This window comes from Dickeya chrysanthemi NCPPB 402 (assembly GCF_000406105.1).
GTDB classification, from domain to species: Bacteria; Pseudomonadota; Gammaproteobacteria; order Enterobacterales; family Enterobacteriaceae; genus Dickeya; species Dickeya chrysanthemi.
On the sequence record NZ_CM001974.1, the window covers coordinates 2543715 to 2559341 of the forward strand.

Sequence of the window (15627 nt, forward strand, 5' to 3'; positions counted from 1 at the left end):
CGGAGGTGGTTCCGGAAAATGTTCACTTTTTTTCCCCTGGTGGTGATAACAGGATACAGCCCGGTAAATTACAGCCCGCGAGCCGCGACATTCAGCAACTTGATGCGGTGATAAAGCGTGCGCTTGGGGATCCCAAGCTCACTGACGACAGTATCGATACAGTGGTCATTACGCTGCAACGCTTCCTGAATCAGGAACCGCTCAATACGGCGCAGGCGCACTTTCAGCGACGTCAGCGGCGTATCCTCGCCCATTCCCTGCCCGTCGCCATCACCGGCTATCGGCACCGGCGACAAACCCAGCACCCACCGCTCGGCGGCAGCCTTCAGTTCACGAATATTGCCCGGCCAGTCGTGCATCAGCAATTGTTCCTGCATGATGACCGACACCCCCGGTACCGACAGTTTCAGGCGGGCGGCAGCATCGTGTAAGAAGCGCTGAAACAACGGCAAAATGATGTCCGTGCGTGAGCGCAGCGTCGGCAATTGAATTTTTACCGTATCCAGCCGGAAGTAAAGGTCACGTCGAAAACGCCCCTCGTTCACCAGCTTTTGCAACGGCGTCTGGGTGGCGACAATCACCCGCATATCCACCGGTTTGAATTGGGTACTGCCCAGCCGCTCAATACCGCGACTTTCCAGCACCCTCAGCATTTTTGCCTGTAACGTCAACGGCATACTGTCGATTTCATCCAAAAACAGGATGCCTTTATCTGCGGTTTCAAGGTATCCGGCACGGGACCGACTGGCGCCGGTATAAGCTCCGGAAACCACCCCGAATAACTCGCTTTCCGCCAGCGTTTCCGGTACGGCCGCGCAATTCACCGCCACCAGCGGACCGGCACAACCGGAAAGCTGATGGATGCGGCGCGCCAGCGTATCTTTTCCGGTGCCGGTTTCCCCCTCCAGTACGATATCGACATTGAGGGGCGCAATAGTGTGGATGAGAGAAGAGAGTGAGCCGTGTATATCCTCCGACTGCTGTGTTGACAAAAAATGATGCGTAGCACAATGAAGTGACTGCGAAAACTCATTGCTATTCCTTAACGTCATGACTGCTCCTGTACTTTTTTTGTATTCCATTATCAGACTGTCGGATCATTTCCATGCCGTGCCGACATGTCGGCGACAGCGTCGATCTGACAACCATCATCATCACCCTGATGTATTCTTAACGATCAACTGCGATAAATCTGATCGTTTTAACGACGTATTGATGGTATGCGTAAACATTACTGCCTGGCGCAAAACAAACCATCAGCCAACCGCTGAAGTTGAGGTAGGGATTTCAGAGCAAAAAGTAGGGATAATCTTACCCCGCGGAAATCGCCGCTACGCAGGCTCTCCGGATAGGGGGAAACGAGGATCTCCTCTCCGTCACGACAGGCGATGACGCATAACGGAGAGGAGCGGCGTACAAGTTACCGTCAGATGATTAAACGCTGGCTCAATGCATACTTCACGATGTCTGCATTGGTGGTGAATTGCATTTTTTCCATTAACCGCGATTTGTGGGTACTGACGGTTTTATTGCTGATGGCCAGCATTTCGGCAATCGCATTCACACCCAATCCCTGCGCCAGCATCACCATGATCTGATGCTCCCGCGAAGTCAGCAATTCATGCCGTCCATCGCCACGCGTCTGACAATCCGCGAACACAATCTGCTCGGCGATACTGTGGTCAATGTAGCGTGCGCCCTGTGCAACCCGGCGGATAGCCGACAGCAGCGCTTCCGGATCTTTATCTTTCGTAATATAGCCCAGCGCCCCGCTTTTCAGTACCCTCCGGGCGATTTGCGGTTCGCTGTACATACTCAGCACCAGAATCGGCAGACGTGGGTATTGCGCCACAATGCGGATAATCAGCTCTTCACCGCAAATGCCCGGCATACTCATGTCCAGCAGCAGCAAATCCACCTGACTCTCCCGCAGTTGCGACAAAACCTGCGATCCGGTTCCCGCTTCCGCCACCACCTCCAGATTATCGTCTAGTGCAAAGATCTGCTTTAATCCTTCACGCATAATCACATGATCGTCAGCGATCATCAGTTTTATGAGTCTATCCATTCGCGTTGTCGTCCTCTCCAGAGACATCTGTTTTAGGCGGTATCCTGCGGAAACGCCAGCCGGACCAACGTACCGGCACCCGGCTGACTTTCTATTACCACCTCGCCACCCAGCATCCGACCGCGCTCTTTCATGCTCATCAGGCCGAAGGCGTTGGGTTTACGAGTTTGAGCGTCAAATCCTTTACCGTTGTCGTGCACGCTCAGCACGATCAATCCTTCGCGGTTTTCCAGCGAAATCACCACCTGCGTCGCCTCGGCATAACGGGCGATATTGGTCAGCGACTCCTGCACCACGCGAAACGCCGCCGTGGCGCATTCATCATTGAGCACCACTTCAGGTTCAGGGGCATGCAACAGGCATGGGCAGCGATATTGACGAATAAAATCATCCCGCAACCACTCCAGCGCCGGGGTCAGTCCCATATCCAGCACGTTAGGGCGCAACCGGGTCGCTACGTGTCTTACCACCTGAATGGTTTTATCGGACAACGCCATCAAATTCTGTAGTTGCGTCAGCATATGTGGATTATCGCGGGCAAACTGCATACGCATCAGCGACAGGCTCATACGCATGGATGTCAGGTGTTGCCCCAGTTCATCATGGATCTCTCGGGCGATGTGTTTACGTTCTTCTTCGCGGGAAATTTCCCGCTGGCGCGCCAACAGTCGCAACTGCATATGGGAGTCTTCCAGTTTTTTTTCGGCATAGCGTATGGCGGTAATATCCCGCCCGACGGTCAGGATCGATATCAGCTTGCCGCGCTGATCAAACTCCGGCACGCAGCGGATATGGTGAATCACCCGGTGGCGCGTCGTTGTCATGCCGATATCCTCTTCCAGTTCCCCTTCAACGCTGCTCTGCGTATCCACCACCATCTGTACCAATTGCAAAATACGCTGAGCGCAGCGAGCGTTGGGCAATAAGTCGGTCAGCCGCCGCCCGCGCAGTTGCTCGGCGGTAAAACGCAGGTGAGCCAATACGGCGGGGTTGGCGTATTGGCAATTAAGCTGCGTATCAAAGCGCGTGACCAGATCCGGCGTGTTCTCTACCAGCGCCCGGAACTCCTGCTCTCGGGCGTAAGCCAGTTGTTCGTTCTGTTTGCGTTCACGAATATCCCTGACGACACACATGCTGTACTTTCGTCCTTTATGTAGAAAATGGCTCACGCTGACTTCTACCGGCAGCACCACGCCCTGACGGGTTCTATGCTCGGTTTCAAACGTCAGCCCGCGTTTCCAACCTCGCGGATCGCACCAGTGGCGCTTTGTCTTTTCCTGCTCCCAGTCGAAGTCGATGTTTTGTATCCGCATACGACGAAATTCGCGACGACTGTAGCCCAACATGCGACATGCCTCGTCATTGGCGTAACAGAACTGATCCATATCATTGACGATATAAATAGCATCCTTGATACGACTAAAGGCGAAATCCACCAGTTCCAACGGCGGAACGTCATCGGGATGGTGGGGTTGCCGGGAAGTTGGGATATATAACATGGCCATCTCCTTGCTATCGCTAAGCCTGTCGGCCCCGGTAAACCAGGCGCCGACAGCGAAAGGAAAGCCGCAGAAATCACCTTCGGGGAAGGAGGCCTGCGACCCTGTTAGGCTGCGTTGCCGCACGGCTCTGCGGCGGCTGACAACCTGATACTGACTGACAGGTTCCTTCACCTCCCTTGATTCAGGGGAGATGCCTTCCCGGGGCATGGCAATACCAGCGATCCCCCGTGACGATTTCGCACACGGGGGATTCAGCTTATGCATCAACGGCCTGGCGGAGATATCCCCTGGCGCGGGAAAGACGCGAACGTACAGTGCCAATAGGAATGTTGAGTTGCTCGGCAATGTCCTGGTAGCTGACATCGGCATCCAGCAACATCATCAACATTTTACGCGTTTCCTCAGGCAGGTGCGCACTGGCCGCCAGTGCGCGGCTCAATGCGTGATCGCATTCCGTGATACGGCTGGGATCGATATCCGTCGACAGAATTTCCGCTACTTCCAACGCCTCGTCGCTAATATCGGCGGCACGATAACGCGCCTGCTTGAAGTGATTTCGTACCAGATTCAGGGCGATGCCGAATACCCAGGTCTCCGGACGCGAAGCGCCGGCGAACTTTTCGCGATTTTTCAACACTTCCAGGTAGGTCATCTGCTGTAAATCTTCCACATCCTCACGGTTCGATACGCGCTTGCGAATGAAGTTTTGCAGTCGCTTGCCATGCAGGCGAAAAACCTGCTCCCAATCCACGGTATTGGCAGGGGTATGAATCTGACACGCATCCATTTGTTTCAGTGCAATCGTTTCCATTTCATTAACTCTCCATCGTTGTGCCCTAATTGGCGCATCCAGAAGAGCAAAGCGCGTGCCAGCCGATGAAAAACGATTAACCCACTGTTATGTAATAATTTATTTTTTGTCCCTGTGACTTTTTACGCCACTTTTTGCCGGTAAAATCCGGCCTGAATTGCAAACTTTTGCAGAGCAAATCACCCAAATAGTTACCATATAAATAATAACTTATTGTTACCTTACAATGTTGACTTACATCATTTAATGGGAACCCGCTCTCAGGTCCTGCCACATAACAGCACACCGTTAAAGAAAAGGCCGCTTCTGGCAGGACAGGACCATGATTTCACTCAATAACGTTTCTTCCGTGCTCAATACCAGCAGCACGGCCGTCAACAATAATGACAATGACATCGACGAGCAGACGCCGATCGGCTCACCGTCTAAAACCGGCGAGGCTCGTCCCTCGCACGACAAAACCCTCAACGACGCGATGGAAGAAGTCGCCGCCAGCTTTGGCGAGCAGATCGAACGTAAAAGCAAGGCGCTTAACCGCCGGCAAATCAGCCAGCCGCAGAGCCGTATGATGGCCAACATTGAGCGCATCGAAAAACTGACCGAACTGTTCGAATTGCTGGAAAACCCGAAGCACCCGACGCTTGACCAGCAAATCCGTCAGATGCAGGGGTTGTTGGGTCAGTCCCCGCCTCCATCGGTCGACGCCATCATGCAGGCGGCGGGCGGCGACGCGGCGCGCAGCGATATCGTTCTGCGTCATGTGCTGAGCCAGGCGCAACAGCAGCAGGATGCGTCGCTCACCCAGACCGCCGGCCAAAGCCTGGAAAAATTGCATCAGGAAAAAGGGCCGGAGGTTCGGGCGGGGCTCAACACCGCCGCCGCCATTTCCCTGTTCAGTACCGACCCTAACCAGAAACAGGCACTGCGCGACCTCTACTATCAGCGCATTGTCCATCAGCAATCCCCCAGCGCCCTGCTCGATGCCTTACTGGAACGCTTCGATGCACAACACTTCGCGGCCGGGTTGCGCACACTGCAACGTGCGCTGGCGGCGGATATTGCTTCACTGGCGCCGTCTATTTCAAAAAATGTGCTGAGCAAGATGCTCACCAGCCTGAACGATTCGCGCCAGCTGAGCCACACGCTGTCGGCCAGCCAGTCGCTGCTGGCGCGGCTGGCGTCGCGCATGCCGGAATGCACGCTGGGTGCGGTAGAGCTGACGCGGCGGTTAATCGGCCTGAGCGCTAACGGCGCCTACGCCCGCGATCTGCATAATCTGGGCCGCGAAGTCGCCGGGCAGGATCTCCAGCGCCAGCTGATGTTTTTCAATGGCCTGCTGCCGCTGGTCAACGACCTGCCGCATCCGCTGTGGCGCGATGCGAAAAATCGGCTCACCGCTCTGCAACTGATTCGCGGCTTGATCGGCGATTTCGCCCAGTACGAAAAACAACAGCAGCAGGATAACGCCGTATCAATGAACGACCGTTCTCAGAACAAGGGGTAACCGATGGCTCTCCTGATCGTCTGGCTTAACCGTTTTGCCATGAGCGCCATGCAGCGCTCCGAGGTGGTGGGCGCCGTCATCGTCATGGCGATTGTGTTCATGATGATCATCCCGTTGCCGACCGGTCTGATCGACGTGCTGATTGCGTTCAACATCTGTATTTCATCACTGTTGATTGTGCTGGCCATGTACCTGCCCAAACCGTTGGCGTTCTCTACATTCCCGGCGGTATTGCTGCTGACCACCATGTTTCGGCTGGCGTTGTCCATCTCCACCACCCGACAGATCCTGCTGCAACAGGATGCCGGTCACGTGGTGGAAGCATTCGGTAACTTCGTGGTAGGCGGTAATCTGGCGGTGGGATTGGTTATCTTCCTGATTCTGACGGTGGTGAACTTTCTGGTCATTACCAAAGGGTCGGAACGTGTGGCGGAAGTGGCGGCACGTTTCACGCTGGATGCGATGCCCGGCAAGCAAATGTCCATCGACAGCGACCTGCGCGCGGGGTTGATCGACTCGCAACAGGCCCGTCAGCGCCGGGAAAACCTGGCCAAGGAGAGCCAGTTATTCGGTGCCATGGACGGGGCGATGAAGTTCGTTAAAGGGGACGCCATCGCCAGCCTGGTGATCGTATTCATTAATATGATCGGCGGTTTTGCCATCGGCGTGCTGCAAAACGGCATGGCCGCCGGCGACGCCATGCACATTTATTCGGTTCTGACTATCGGCGACGGTTTGATTGCCCAGATCCCGGCGCTGCTGATTTCACTGACCGCCGGGATGATCATTACCCGCGTTTCAGCCGACGGCCAGAAAACGGACAACAATATCGGCCGGGAAATCGCCGAGCAGCTGACCAGCCAGCCCAAAGCATGGATTATCTCGTCAGTGGGGATGTTGGGGTTTGCGCTGTTGCCCGGTATGCCGACGCTGGTGTTTCTGCTCATTAGCCTGGCATCGCTCGGCAGCGGGTTATTCCAGCTCTGGCGCGTCAAACAAAGCGGATTACAGGAGGCGCTGCTGGCGGACGACAGCCTGCCTGCCGACCAGAACGGCTATCAGGACTTACGCCGCTTTAATCCCACCCGCGCCTACCTGTTGCAGTTCCATACCATGTGGCAAGGCGCCGCCGCCGCCGCTTTACTGGTGCAGGAGATCCGCCGTCTGCGCAACCGGCTGGTGTATCACTTTGGTTTTACGCTGCCGTCGTTCGACATCGAATTTACTCCCAACGTACCGGAAGATGAGTTTCGTTTCTGCGTGTATGAAATTCCGCAATTGCGGGCCAGTTTCGGCGTGCCGCTGCTGGCGGTGCCGCGCGGGCAAATACCGGAAGAAGCGCTCGACGACGGCATGATGCTGGGGCTCGCCACCCGCGATGAGCACCACCTGTTATGGCTGACGCCGGAACACCCGATGCTACAGCAGCCGGAACTGAGCCCCTGGAGCCCGGATGCGCTGATCCTGAGCCGCATGGAGAATGCGATTCATCGCAGCGGTGCGCAATTCATCGGGTTGCAGGAAACCAAGTCGATCCTCGCCTGGCTGGAGAGCGAACAACCGGAACTGGCGCAGGAACTTCAGCGCATTATGCCGCTGTCGCGCTTTGCCAGCGTACTGCAACGGCTGGCATCGGAACGGGTGCCGCTGCGCTCGGTACGGCCGATTGCGGAGGCGCTGATCGATATCGGCCAGCATGAACGTGATATCAACGCCCTCACCGACTACGTCCGTCTGGAACTGAAAGCGCAGATTTGCCACCAGTACAGTCAGGACGACAGCCTCACCGTCTGGCTGCTGACGCCGGAAACGGAAGAGTTGCTGCGCGACGCGCTGCGCCAGACACAAAACGAAGCCTTCTTCGCACTCACCCAGGAATACGCCGCCACCCTGCTTGGTCAGTTACGGCGCGCCTTCCCGCCGATGATGCCGCCGTCGGCGCTGATTCTGGTGGCGCAAGACCTGCGCAGCCCGCTGCGCATTCTGTTGCAGGATGAATTTCATCATGTACCGGTGCTGTCATTTACCGAACTGGAATCGCACCTGTCGATCAACGTAGCGGGCCGTATCGACCTGCAGGACAGGATTGACCCTTTTAACGCATAGGAAACGCAATATGTTTGAACTACGTGTTCTGACCGGATTACACCGAGGGGCCGCGTTGCCGCTGAGCGGAACCTCATGGCGTATCGGCTCTTCCGACGAAGCCGACATGGTGCTCTACGATCCCGGCATCCGCGAGCAACATTGCTTGCTGGAAAAATTAACCACGGGCTGGCAGATAGCCGTACTGGACGGCCCGGTCATCAATAGCGAAGGCCACACCGTGGAGCAATCGCTGATGCTATCGCCCGGCACGCCCTTTGCCGTCGGCGGTATCTGGCTGTGCGTGGTCAGCGCCGATACCCCCTGGCAGGATGAGGCGGAAGAAACGCCGCCGGATGAGCAACAACACGTCGGCGATGCCGAAACGCGTGCGGACGCGCCGCCGACCGAGGCCGTTGCCCCCGAGCAAACGCCCCCTACGCCGGAAACCCTGTTGGTGTTGCGGGAAAAACGCCGCCTGCCGCTGTGGGCAAAATTCAGCTATCTGCTGCTGGCCGTGCTGCTGTTCATGATCATCGGCAGTTGGATGTTGCAGGAAACGGCGGCGATGCCGCCGGCACCGCCGGCGCAGGATAGCCGTTTACCGATCGGTACGTTGCCGCAGCTTAACAGCACCCTGCAAACCATGCTCACCGACCGCGAGCTGGAGCGGCTGGTCACCACCAGCCAGGATAACAACCGCATCGTTCTGAGCGGCACGCTGTTGCCGGCGCAACACACCCGGCTGGCACGTATGCTGGCGCAATTTCACCAGCGCTACGTCACCGCATTGCAGATTGAAAACCTCACCACGGTGAAAAACGACCAGTTGCCGTTCCAGATAGTACAAGTCACCAGCGGCCCGAAAGCGAATGTCGTCACCTCCGACGGCCGTCGTATCTTCGTCGGCGATGAGGTGGACAACCTGCGACTGGTCAGCATCAACGACAGCCAGATCGAATTTCGCGGCAAACAACAGATCAAGGTGAACTGGTAATGAGCACACTGGATGTCATCGACACCCGCTACCCGCAGCTCACCCAATGGCTGCGACGGCAACAGCGCCAGTTGGCGGCGTATTCGCCGGTAACGCGACAAGGGCAAATCATCGGCATCAGCGGCATATTGCTGGAATCCAGCCTGCCGAACGCCCGCATCGGCGATTTATGTCTGGTGGAACGCAGCGACAGCTCACAGGTGCTGGCGGAAATCGTCGGTTTCAGCCCCAGAAACACCTTCTTGTCGGCGTTGGGCGCGCTGGACGGCATCGCGCAGGGGGCCGTCGTCACGCCGTTGTACCAGCCGCATTGCGTGCAGGTTTCCGATGCACTGTTCGGCAGCGTGCTGGACGGCTTCGGCCGTCCGCTGGAGGAAGGCGGCCACAGTGCGTTTGTCGAACCGGGCGATCTGAATGCCAATCCGATGCCGGTGATCGGCGATGCGCCGCCGCCCACTGAACGCCCGCGTATCGCCGACCCGTTGCCCACCGGTATGCGCGCCATCGACGGTCTGCTGACGATCGGCTGCGGCCAGCGCGTCGGGGTGTTCGCCGGCGCCGGCTGCGGCAAAACCACCCTGCTGGCGGAACTGGCGCGCAACACCCCATGCGACGCCATTGTGTTCGGCTTAATCGGCGAGCGTGGCCGCGAACTGCGCGAATTTCTCGATCACGAACTGGACGAACAGCTACGCAGCCGCACCGTGCTGGTCTGCTCCACCTCCGATCGCAGCAGCATGGAACGCGCCCGCGCCGCTTTCACGGCAACCGCCATCGCCGAAGCCTTTCGCGCGGCGGGCAAACAAGTGCTGCTGATTATCGACTCGCTGACCCGCTTTGCCCGCGCCCAGCGTGAAATCGGCCTGGCGCTCGGCGAACCGCAAGGGCGCGGCGGGCTGCCGCCTTCGGTTTACACCCTGCTGCCCCGCCTGGTGGAGCGCGCCGGGCAAACCCGCCAGGGCGCGATTACCGCCCTGTATTCGGTGCTGATCGAACAAGACTCGATGAACGACCCGGTCGCTGACGAAGTACGCTCGCTGATCGACGGCCACATTGTGCTGTCGCGTCGGCTGGCTGAACGCAACCACTATCCGGCCATCGATGTGCTGATGAGCCTGAGCCGTACCATGAGCAACGTGGTGGAGCGGGAACACACCCGCAACGCCAATGCCGTGCGGCGGCTAATGGCCGCCTACAAACAGGTGGAAATGTTGATTCGCCTCGGCGAATACCAGCCGGGGCACGATGCCTTCACCGATGCCGCCGTCAGTGCCAACGACGACATCAACCGCTTTCTGCAACAAGCGATGCGCGAGCCGCAGAGCTTTGATTTTATCCAGTCGCAACTCGCCGAGGTGAGTCAGTATGCCAATCTCTAACGCCATGAAATCCGTCAGCGTCATGGAAGAAGAACAGCCGGACACCAGCGCACAAGAGCTGAATGCGGTACTCAACCAGTTGTTGCCGATCCGCCGTCAGCGCCTCAGCCGCGCCGAGCGCCAGTTGCGTCAGGCCGAACAGACGCTCAGGCAAACCGAGGCGGCGTTACGCGCCCAGCAAGCGCAACTGGAACAGTTGCAGGCCGAATGGCGGCAACAGCGCGACACCTTTCTACGCGAAGCGCTGGGCAAAACCCAAACGCTGGAATCACTGAAAAACCAGTTGGAACAGGAACAAAAACAGATTCGTCAGATTCAGGCGCAGGTGCTGCTGTGTACCGACTGGCAACAACAGTATCTGCACCGGCAACAACTCGTTGGGCAGGCCAGGGAAGCGGCGCGCCTTTGTCAGAAAGCCGTTGAAAAACTCGAGTTTCTGTTAACCACTTACCTGGAGGCGATATGACCCCTCACCTGCCCGCCGCGCCCGATGTGTCGCAGCCCGGCCAATCTCCGTTACCGCATGATCAGGCGCTGGATTTCCCCGGCTACGGGTATGACGATACCGGCATTGAAGATCCGTTCGAGGATCTGTTCGACCCGGAAATGCAGTTCCCCGATGCCAGTTGGCTACCGTTTGGCCCGCCGATGGCGCTGCATCCACCGCTCAATCTGGATGGCTTCATCGACGCCCCGTCGTCAACGGAACCGGTTGTGCCGGTGTACTGGTCGGCGCTGGAATCGTCGCTCACCGACATGCCGTTGCTACGCCGGGGAGAACCCTTGTCGTTCAGTTTGCAATTACCGCAGTTGGGCAACGTCGATGTTCGCATGGTCACGCTCCCCGCCAACGGTTGGGATGTGTCGCTGCGTTTCGGCAAAACCGCGTATGAGCAATTGAAAGGCCTGCGCGATAACTGCCGCCGTTCGCTGGCGGATACGTTACGCGCTCCGGTTCGCCTGCAATTTGAAAGCCGGGAGGATGAAGAATGATTCCGCTGGCTCAGACACTGCGACCGGTCAGCCGGGCGCGGGCGGCACTCTCCCGTCAACTGGCGACGGCGCACCGCTTCGCCTTCATGCTGGATGGCCAGCCCGGCGAGTTGCGTTTGCAATTGGCGCAGGAAGCCAAGCCCGACGCGCAGGAGAGCGGCTGGCGCTGCCACGCCGGAACGCTGTGGCTGGACAACGCCGCCCCGTTGCTGTCGTTGTTTTCCGCCTGCCCGGCGCTGCTGCCCGGCCCGCATGACAGTGAAGACGCCGTACACTGGTACTGGACCCACTACAATCATGCGCTCAGCCCGGCGCTGCGCGACCTGTTCGGCGAGTTGCAACCGCTATTCCCGGCGCCAACGGGCCACTCAGCCATACCCGACAAGACACAACCGCCAGACGATTCAGACCAGCCAGACAATTCAGCGTCAGCAGCGTCAGCGGCGTCAGCGGCGTCACCTCATCCGGCACCATCCGACGCTCACGCGCCGGCCGAGGTAACGCTGTGGCTGGACGCCAGCCGGGGTGATTTCCGGGTGCGCAGCCGGTTGCGTACCTCGCACCAGACCTTGCAACAATGGTTAAGTCGGCCGGGGTGGTCGGCCCCGCGCTATCCGCTACCCGGTCATCTGGCGATAAGGGTGCCGTTAATACTGGCGGAAGTGACGTTGTCACATAAACAATTAACCCATTTGGAACCGGGCGACCTGATCTGTCCACTCAAACAGTACTTTTCACCGCAGGGCGACGGCAGTATCACGCTGGCCGACCGGCGGTTGACCGGGCAGCTCAGGATGGACGTGCTCGCCCCTTACTGGTTTACCGTGACAGAACTGGAGGAATGTCCCGTGACAACACCTTTTGACGACACCGCCGTTTTCGATAATACCGCCGCTTTCGACGCCGATACCGCGTCTGAAGCCTCGCCGTATGCGGAGTATGGCGCACCGGATGGCGACAATCCTGCCGGCGCGTTGTCCGGTTATGCGTTGCCGCCGCTGACGCTGGCGCTGACCGTGCGTTGCGGCTACCTGACGCTGACACTACAGGATTTACAGCAACTCGCCCCCGGCTCGGTGCTGACGTTGCAGCAGGCGACGCCCGGTGAAGCCACCCTCTATCACGGCGAACAACCGCTGGCATTGGGGGAACTGGTCGATGTGGAAGGGCGACTGGGATTGCAGATCACCCGCCGCCTCGGGGTTGATGGCGAAATCGAATCGGAGTCATCACGATGACGTCGGGCAGCTTCGATCCGGTGATGTTTGCCCTGTTTCTGGGCACCTTGTCGCTGATCCCTTTGTCGATGATCGTCTGTACCTGCTTTCTGAAGATCTCGATGGTCTTGATGCTCACCCGCAACGCCATCGGGGTACAGCAGGTGCCGCCCAACATGGCGCTGTACGGCATTGCGCTCGCCGCCACCGTCTTCGTGATGGCCCCGGTATTCAGCGACATCAAACAGCGATTTCAGGACGCGCCGGTCGATTTCAGTAACCTCGACGCGCTGGAAAGCAGCGTCACCCGCGGCATCGAACCGTTGCAGAAATTCATGTCGCGCAACACCGACCCGGATATTCTCACCCATCTACATGAAAACAGCCTGCGCATGTGGCCGGCGGCGATGTCCGAGAAAATCACCACCCAAAGCATCCTGCTGATCGTGCCCGCTTATGTGCTGTCGGAACTGCAGGCCGGATTTAAAATCGGTTTTCTGATTTATATCCCGTTCATCGTTATCGACCTGATTGTCTCCAACGTCTTGCTGGCGCTGGGGATGCAGATGGTCGCACCCACCACGCTTTCGCTACCGCTCAAGCTGCTGTTGTTCGTGCTGGTCAATGGCTGGACCCGCTTGCTCGACGGCCTGTTCTACAGTTACCTGTGAGGCGACGATGGAAACGCTCAATCTATTCCGACAAGCGATGGTGCTGGTGGTGATGCTGTCGGCGCCGCCGCTGCTGGTCGCGGTGGTGGTCGGCGTGCTGATTTCGCTGCTACAGGCGGTGATGCAGCTACAAGACCAAACGCTGCCTTTCGCCGTCAAACTGGTGGCGGTAGGGCTGGTGCTGGCCATGACCGGCCGCTGGATCGGCGTTGAGCTGATCCAACTGGCGATGATGGCCTTCAATATGATCGAACAAGTCCGGGCGTGAGGCCACTATGCTCTCCATTGCCACCATCCAGAATATTTACGACTTTATTTACGCGCTGACGCTGGGTGTCGCCCGGTTGTATCCGTGCCTGTTTCTGGTGCCGCTGTTCTCCTTCTCCATTATCAAAGGCATGCTGCGCAACGCGGTGGCCATCGCCATCGCGCTGGTGCCGGCCGGTGCCATCCAACAGCAAATGCTGACCACCACAATCACCTGGCCGATGCTGCCGGCGCTGCTGCTGAAGGAGCTGGTGATCGGGCTGTTGTTGGGGGTGGTGCTGGCCATGCCGTTCTGGCTGTTCGAGTCGGTCGGCGCGCTGTTTGACAACCAGCGTGGTGCGCTGACCGGCGGCCAGCTCAACCCGGCGCTGGGCAGCGATGCCACCCCGCTCGGTCATATGCTGAAAGAGCTGTTTATCATGTTGCTGGTTCTCACTATCGGCTTTTCCGGTTTTACCCAATTACTGTGGGACAGCTACCGGCTGTGGCCGGCGCTGGATTTTCTGCCGCCGTTATCGGAACAGGGGTTTCACACCTATCTCGACCTGCTCAAAGAGACCTTTCAGCACATGATTGTGTACGCCGGGCCGCTGGTGGCGCTGCTGCTGCTGCTGGAATTCAGCATCGCCATTCTCAGTCTTTACAGCCCGCAACTGCAGGTGTATGTGCTGTCTACACCCGCTAAATGCCTGGCAGGAATGGCATTTTTCGTACTCTACATGCCAGTGTTGCAGTTTCTCGGCGAAGGCCGGCTCAAAGCACTGACCGATCTGAAACACCTGTTCCCCCTGTTCTTTCAGGCATCGTCCTGACGGAGCGACGACAGGCTACGGCGATGAAACGCTAAGGTGCCGGGATGAGTGAAAAAACCGAAAAACCCACCTCCAAAAAATTGCAGGATGCCCGCAAAAAAGGGGAAGTAGGCCAAAGTCAGGATGTGCCCAAGCTGCTGATCAGTTTTGCCTTGCTGGAGATGATTCTGGCATTGACCGACAGCGGCATGAGCAAATTACAGGCGCTGATGCAATTGCCGCTGAGCCGCATTTCCGACCCCTTCGGCCATGCCGCCGATGAAGTTTTCAGCGAAGCGCTGGTACTGCTGGCCACCTTTTGCCTGCTGACCATCAGCGTAGCGCTGCTGATGCGTGTTGTCGGCGGCTGGATCCAGTACGGCCCGCTGTTCGCCGTGGAAGCGCTGAAACTCGACTTCAACCGCCTTAACCCGATCAATCAAATTAAGCAAATGTTCACCATGCGCAAGCTCACCGACATGCTGACCAACCTGCTGAAGGCGACGACCATCGGGTTGGTCTTTTGGCTGGTGGTGATCCCGCAACTGGAGTGGCTGGTGGAGCTGGCTTACGGCGATCTGAACGCATTCTGGAAAGGCGTGGAAAACGTGCTGAAAAGCGTGTCGCGCACCACCCTTTCCGCGCTACTGGCGCTGGGCGTATTCGACTTCGGGTTGCAGAAATATTATTTCCTCAAACAGCAGCGCATGAGCCACGAAGATATCCGTAACGAGTACAAAAACTCGGAAGGCGACCCCCACATGAAAGGGCACCGAAAATCCGTAGCGCAGGAAATTCTCAACGAACCTGCCAGCCCGCGCGCCAAACCCAAAGTGGAAGACGCCGATCTGCTGCTGGTCAACCCGACTCACTACGCGGTGGCGCTGTTCTACCGGCCCGGCAAGACGCCGCTGCCGCGCATTCTGCTCAAAGGCGAGGATGATCAAGCCAAGGCGTTGATCGCCCGCGCACATCAGGCTGGCGTGCCGGTGATCCGTTTCATCTGGCTGGCGCGCACCCTGTACCGGGTGCCCGAAGGCCACTACATCCCGCGCGACACCCTGCAACCGGTTGCGCAGGTCTATAAGGTACTGCGACAATTGGAGAAAGACCTGCCGCAGCGGGAGCAGAATGTGATTGAGATGGGGTGACAAATCGGCATAAGCCGATTTGAGCGCTGCCGACAGCGGCCCGTCAGGGCAAGGCCCATTGATGGGCCAGGTAAGAAAGCCAACACACCCGCAACGTGAAGTATGACAGGTAAACAGCCATAACCCTCAGATCCGCACCGGGCATCTCTGCGTTTGCCGCCGCCTTTATTGCGTAAAGAAAAAACCATCGC

15 protein-coding genes are annotated in these 15627 nt (G+C 58.0%); 11 read left to right on the plus strand and 4 right to left on the minus strand.

Translation table 11 applies throughout. The features are described 5' to 3' along the window. Nucleotides 1-68 precede the first annotated feature (68 nt). The 4 genes from DCH402_RS11405 to DCH402_RS11420 form a co-directional block, all read right to left on the minus strand. The gene (locus tag DCH402_RS11405) at nt 69-1052 is read right to left on the minus strand and encodes a sigma 54-interacting transcriptional regulator (protein ID WP_040001187.1); all 984 of its coding nucleotides are present in this window, start codon (nt 1050-1052) and stop codon (nt 69-71) included. A gap of 374 nt (nt 1053-1426) precedes the next feature. Continuing rightward, nucleotides 1427-2068 carry a response regulator gene (locus tag DCH402_RS11410; RefSeq protein WP_040001188.1) on the minus strand — a complete coding sequence of 214 codons (642 nt, stop codon included), beginning with the start codon at nt 2066-2068 and terminating at the stop codon, nt 1427-1429. A 32-nt stretch (nt 2069-2100) separates the two neighbouring features. Next, entirely contained in the window at nt 2101-3567 is a 1467-nt protein-coding gene (locus tag DCH402_RS11415) for a PAS domain-containing sensor histidine kinase (protein ID WP_040001189.1), read from the minus strand. Nucleotides 3568-3826: 259 nt separating this feature from the next. Beyond that, on the minus strand, nt 3827-4381 hold the full coding sequence (locus DCH402_RS11420; RefSeq protein WP_040001190.1) for an RNA polymerase sigma factor: 555 nt from the start codon (nt 4379-4381) through the stop codon (nt 3827-3829). Nucleotides 4382-4703: 322 nt separating this feature from the next. Between DCH402_RS11420 and sctW the strand changes: the two genes are divergently transcribed. From sctW to sctU, 11 genes are read left to right on the plus strand one after another with little or no spacing between them, the layout of a single operon-like run. Then, a complete protein-coding gene (gene sctW / locus DCH402_RS11425) occupies nt 4704-5885 on the plus strand; it encodes a type III secretion system gatekeeper subunit SctW (RefSeq protein ID WP_040001191.1) in 1182 nt (393 codons plus the stop codon). Between the two features lie 3 nt (nt 5886-5888). Further along, nucleotides 5889-7991 (plus strand): type III secretion system export apparatus subunit SctV, encoded by a 2103-nt coding sequence (gene sctV / locus DCH402_RS11430; RefSeq protein ID WP_040001192.1) that lies wholly within the window; start codon nt 5889-5891, stop codon nt 7989-7991. A 10-nt stretch (nt 7992-8001) separates the two neighbouring features. Continuing rightward, nucleotides 8002-8967 (plus strand): type III secretion system inner membrane ring subunit SctD, encoded by a 966-nt coding sequence (gene sctD / locus DCH402_RS11435; RefSeq protein WP_040001193.1) that lies wholly within the window; start codon nt 8002-8004, stop codon nt 8965-8967. Then, nucleotides 8967-10346: a type III secretion system ATPase SctN gene (sctN, locus tag DCH402_RS11440; protein ID WP_040001194.1), complete on the plus strand. Its 1380-nt coding sequence runs from the start codon at nt 8967-8969 to the stop codon at nt 10344-10346. The genes sctD and sctN overlap by 1 nt, the downstream gene beginning before the upstream one ends. After that, the gene (locus DCH402_RS11445; protein ID WP_040001195.1) at nt 10333-10812 is read left to right on the plus strand and encodes a hypothetical protein; all 480 of its coding nucleotides are present in this window, start codon (nt 10333-10335) and stop codon (nt 10810-10812) included. The genes sctN and DCH402_RS11445 overlap by 14 nt, the downstream gene beginning before the upstream one ends. Continuing rightward, nucleotides 10809-11339, plus strand: a complete 531-nt coding sequence (locus DCH402_RS11450; RefSeq protein WP_012769607.1) for a type III secretion system HrpP C-terminal domain-containing protein — start codon at nt 10809-10811, stop codon at nt 11337-11339. Before DCH402_RS11445 ends, DCH402_RS11450 begins: the two co-directional genes overlap by 4 nt. Continuing rightward, nucleotides 11336-12577, plus strand: coding sequence for a type III secretion system cytoplasmic ring protein SctQ (gene sctQ / locus DCH402_RS11455; protein ID WP_040001196.1), 1242 nt, complete (start codon nt 11336-11338; stop codon nt 12575-12577). Before DCH402_RS11450 ends, sctQ begins: the two co-directional genes overlap by 4 nt. Beyond that, entirely contained in the window at nt 12574-13227 is a 654-nt protein-coding gene (sctR, locus tag DCH402_RS11460) for a type III secretion system export apparatus subunit SctR (protein WP_040001197.1), read from the plus strand. The genes sctQ and sctR overlap by 4 nt, the downstream gene beginning before the upstream one ends. 7 nt (nt 13228-13234) lie before the next feature. Continuing rightward, nucleotides 13235-13495, plus strand: a complete 261-nt coding sequence (gene sctS / locus DCH402_RS11465) for a type III secretion system export apparatus subunit SctS (protein ID WP_012769604.1) — start codon at nt 13235-13237, stop codon at nt 13493-13495. A gap of 7 nt (nt 13496-13502) precedes the next feature. Then, nucleotides 13503-14306, plus strand: coding sequence for a type III secretion system export apparatus subunit SctT (gene sctT, locus DCH402_RS11470; RefSeq protein WP_040001198.1), 804 nt, complete (start codon nt 13503-13505; stop codon nt 14304-14306). 44 nt (nt 14307-14350) lie between these two features. Beyond that, nucleotides 14351-15436, plus strand: a complete 1086-nt coding sequence (gene sctU / locus DCH402_RS11475) for a type III secretion system export apparatus subunit SctU (protein ID WP_040001199.1) — start codon at nt 14351-14353, stop codon at nt 15434-15436. Nucleotides 15437-15627 lie beyond the last annotated feature (191 nt).

Excerpts from the sequence above, each read along its gene's own strand:
- sctV (WP_040001192.1), top strand. The coding sequence starts at position 5,889 with ATGGCTCTCCTGATCGTCTGGCTTAACCGTTTTGCCATGAGCGCCATG.
- sctN (WP_040001194.1), top strand. The coding sequence starts at position 8,967 with ATGAGCACACTGGATGTCATCGACACCCGCTACCCGCAGCTCACCCAA.
- sctR (WP_040001197.1), top strand. The coding sequence starts at position 12,574 with ATGACGTCGGGCAGCTTCGATCCGGTGATGTTTGCCCTGTTTCTGGGC.
- sctQ (WP_040001196.1), top strand. The coding sequence starts at position 11,336 with ATGATTCCGCTGGCTCAGACACTGCGACCGGTCAGCCGGGCGCGGGCG.
- sctD (WP_040001193.1), top strand. The coding sequence starts at position 8,002 with ATGTTTGAACTACGTGTTCTGACCGGATTACACCGAGGGGCCGCGTTG.
- sctS (WP_012769604.1), top strand. The coding sequence starts at position 13,235 with ATGGAAACGCTCAATCTATTCCGACAAGCGATGGTGCTGGTGGTGATG.
- DCH402_RS11450 (WP_012769607.1), top strand. The coding sequence starts at position 10,809 with ATGACCCCTCACCTGCCCGCCGCGCCCGATGTGTCGCAGCCCGGCCAA.
- sctU (WP_040001199.1), top strand. The coding sequence starts at position 14,351 with ATGAGTGAAAAAACCGAAAAACCCACCTCCAAAAAATTGCAGGATGCC.
- DCH402_RS11415 (WP_040001189.1), bottom strand. The coding sequence starts at position 3,567 with ATGTTATATATCCCAACTTCCCGGCAACCCCACCATCCCGATGACGTT.
- DCH402_RS11410 (WP_040001188.1), bottom strand. The coding sequence starts at position 2,068 with ATGGATAGACTCATAAAACTGATGATCGCTGACGATCATGTGATTATG.
- sctT (WP_040001198.1), top strand. The coding sequence starts at position 13,503 with ATGCTCTCCATTGCCACCATCCAGAATATTTACGACTTTATTTACGCG.
- DCH402_RS11420 (WP_040001190.1), bottom strand. The coding sequence starts at position 4,381 with ATGGAAACGATTGCACTGAAACAAATGGATGCGTGTCAGATTCATACC.
- sctW (WP_040001191.1), top strand. The coding sequence starts at position 4,704 with ATGATTTCACTCAATAACGTTTCTTCCGTGCTCAATACCAGCAGCACG.
- DCH402_RS11445 (WP_040001195.1), top strand. The coding sequence starts at position 10,333 with ATGCCAATCTCTAACGCCATGAAATCCGTCAGCGTCATGGAAGAAGAA.
- DCH402_RS11405 (WP_040001187.1), bottom strand. The coding sequence starts at position 1,052 with ATGACGTTAAGGAATAGCAATGAGTTTTCGCAGTCACTTCATTGTGCT.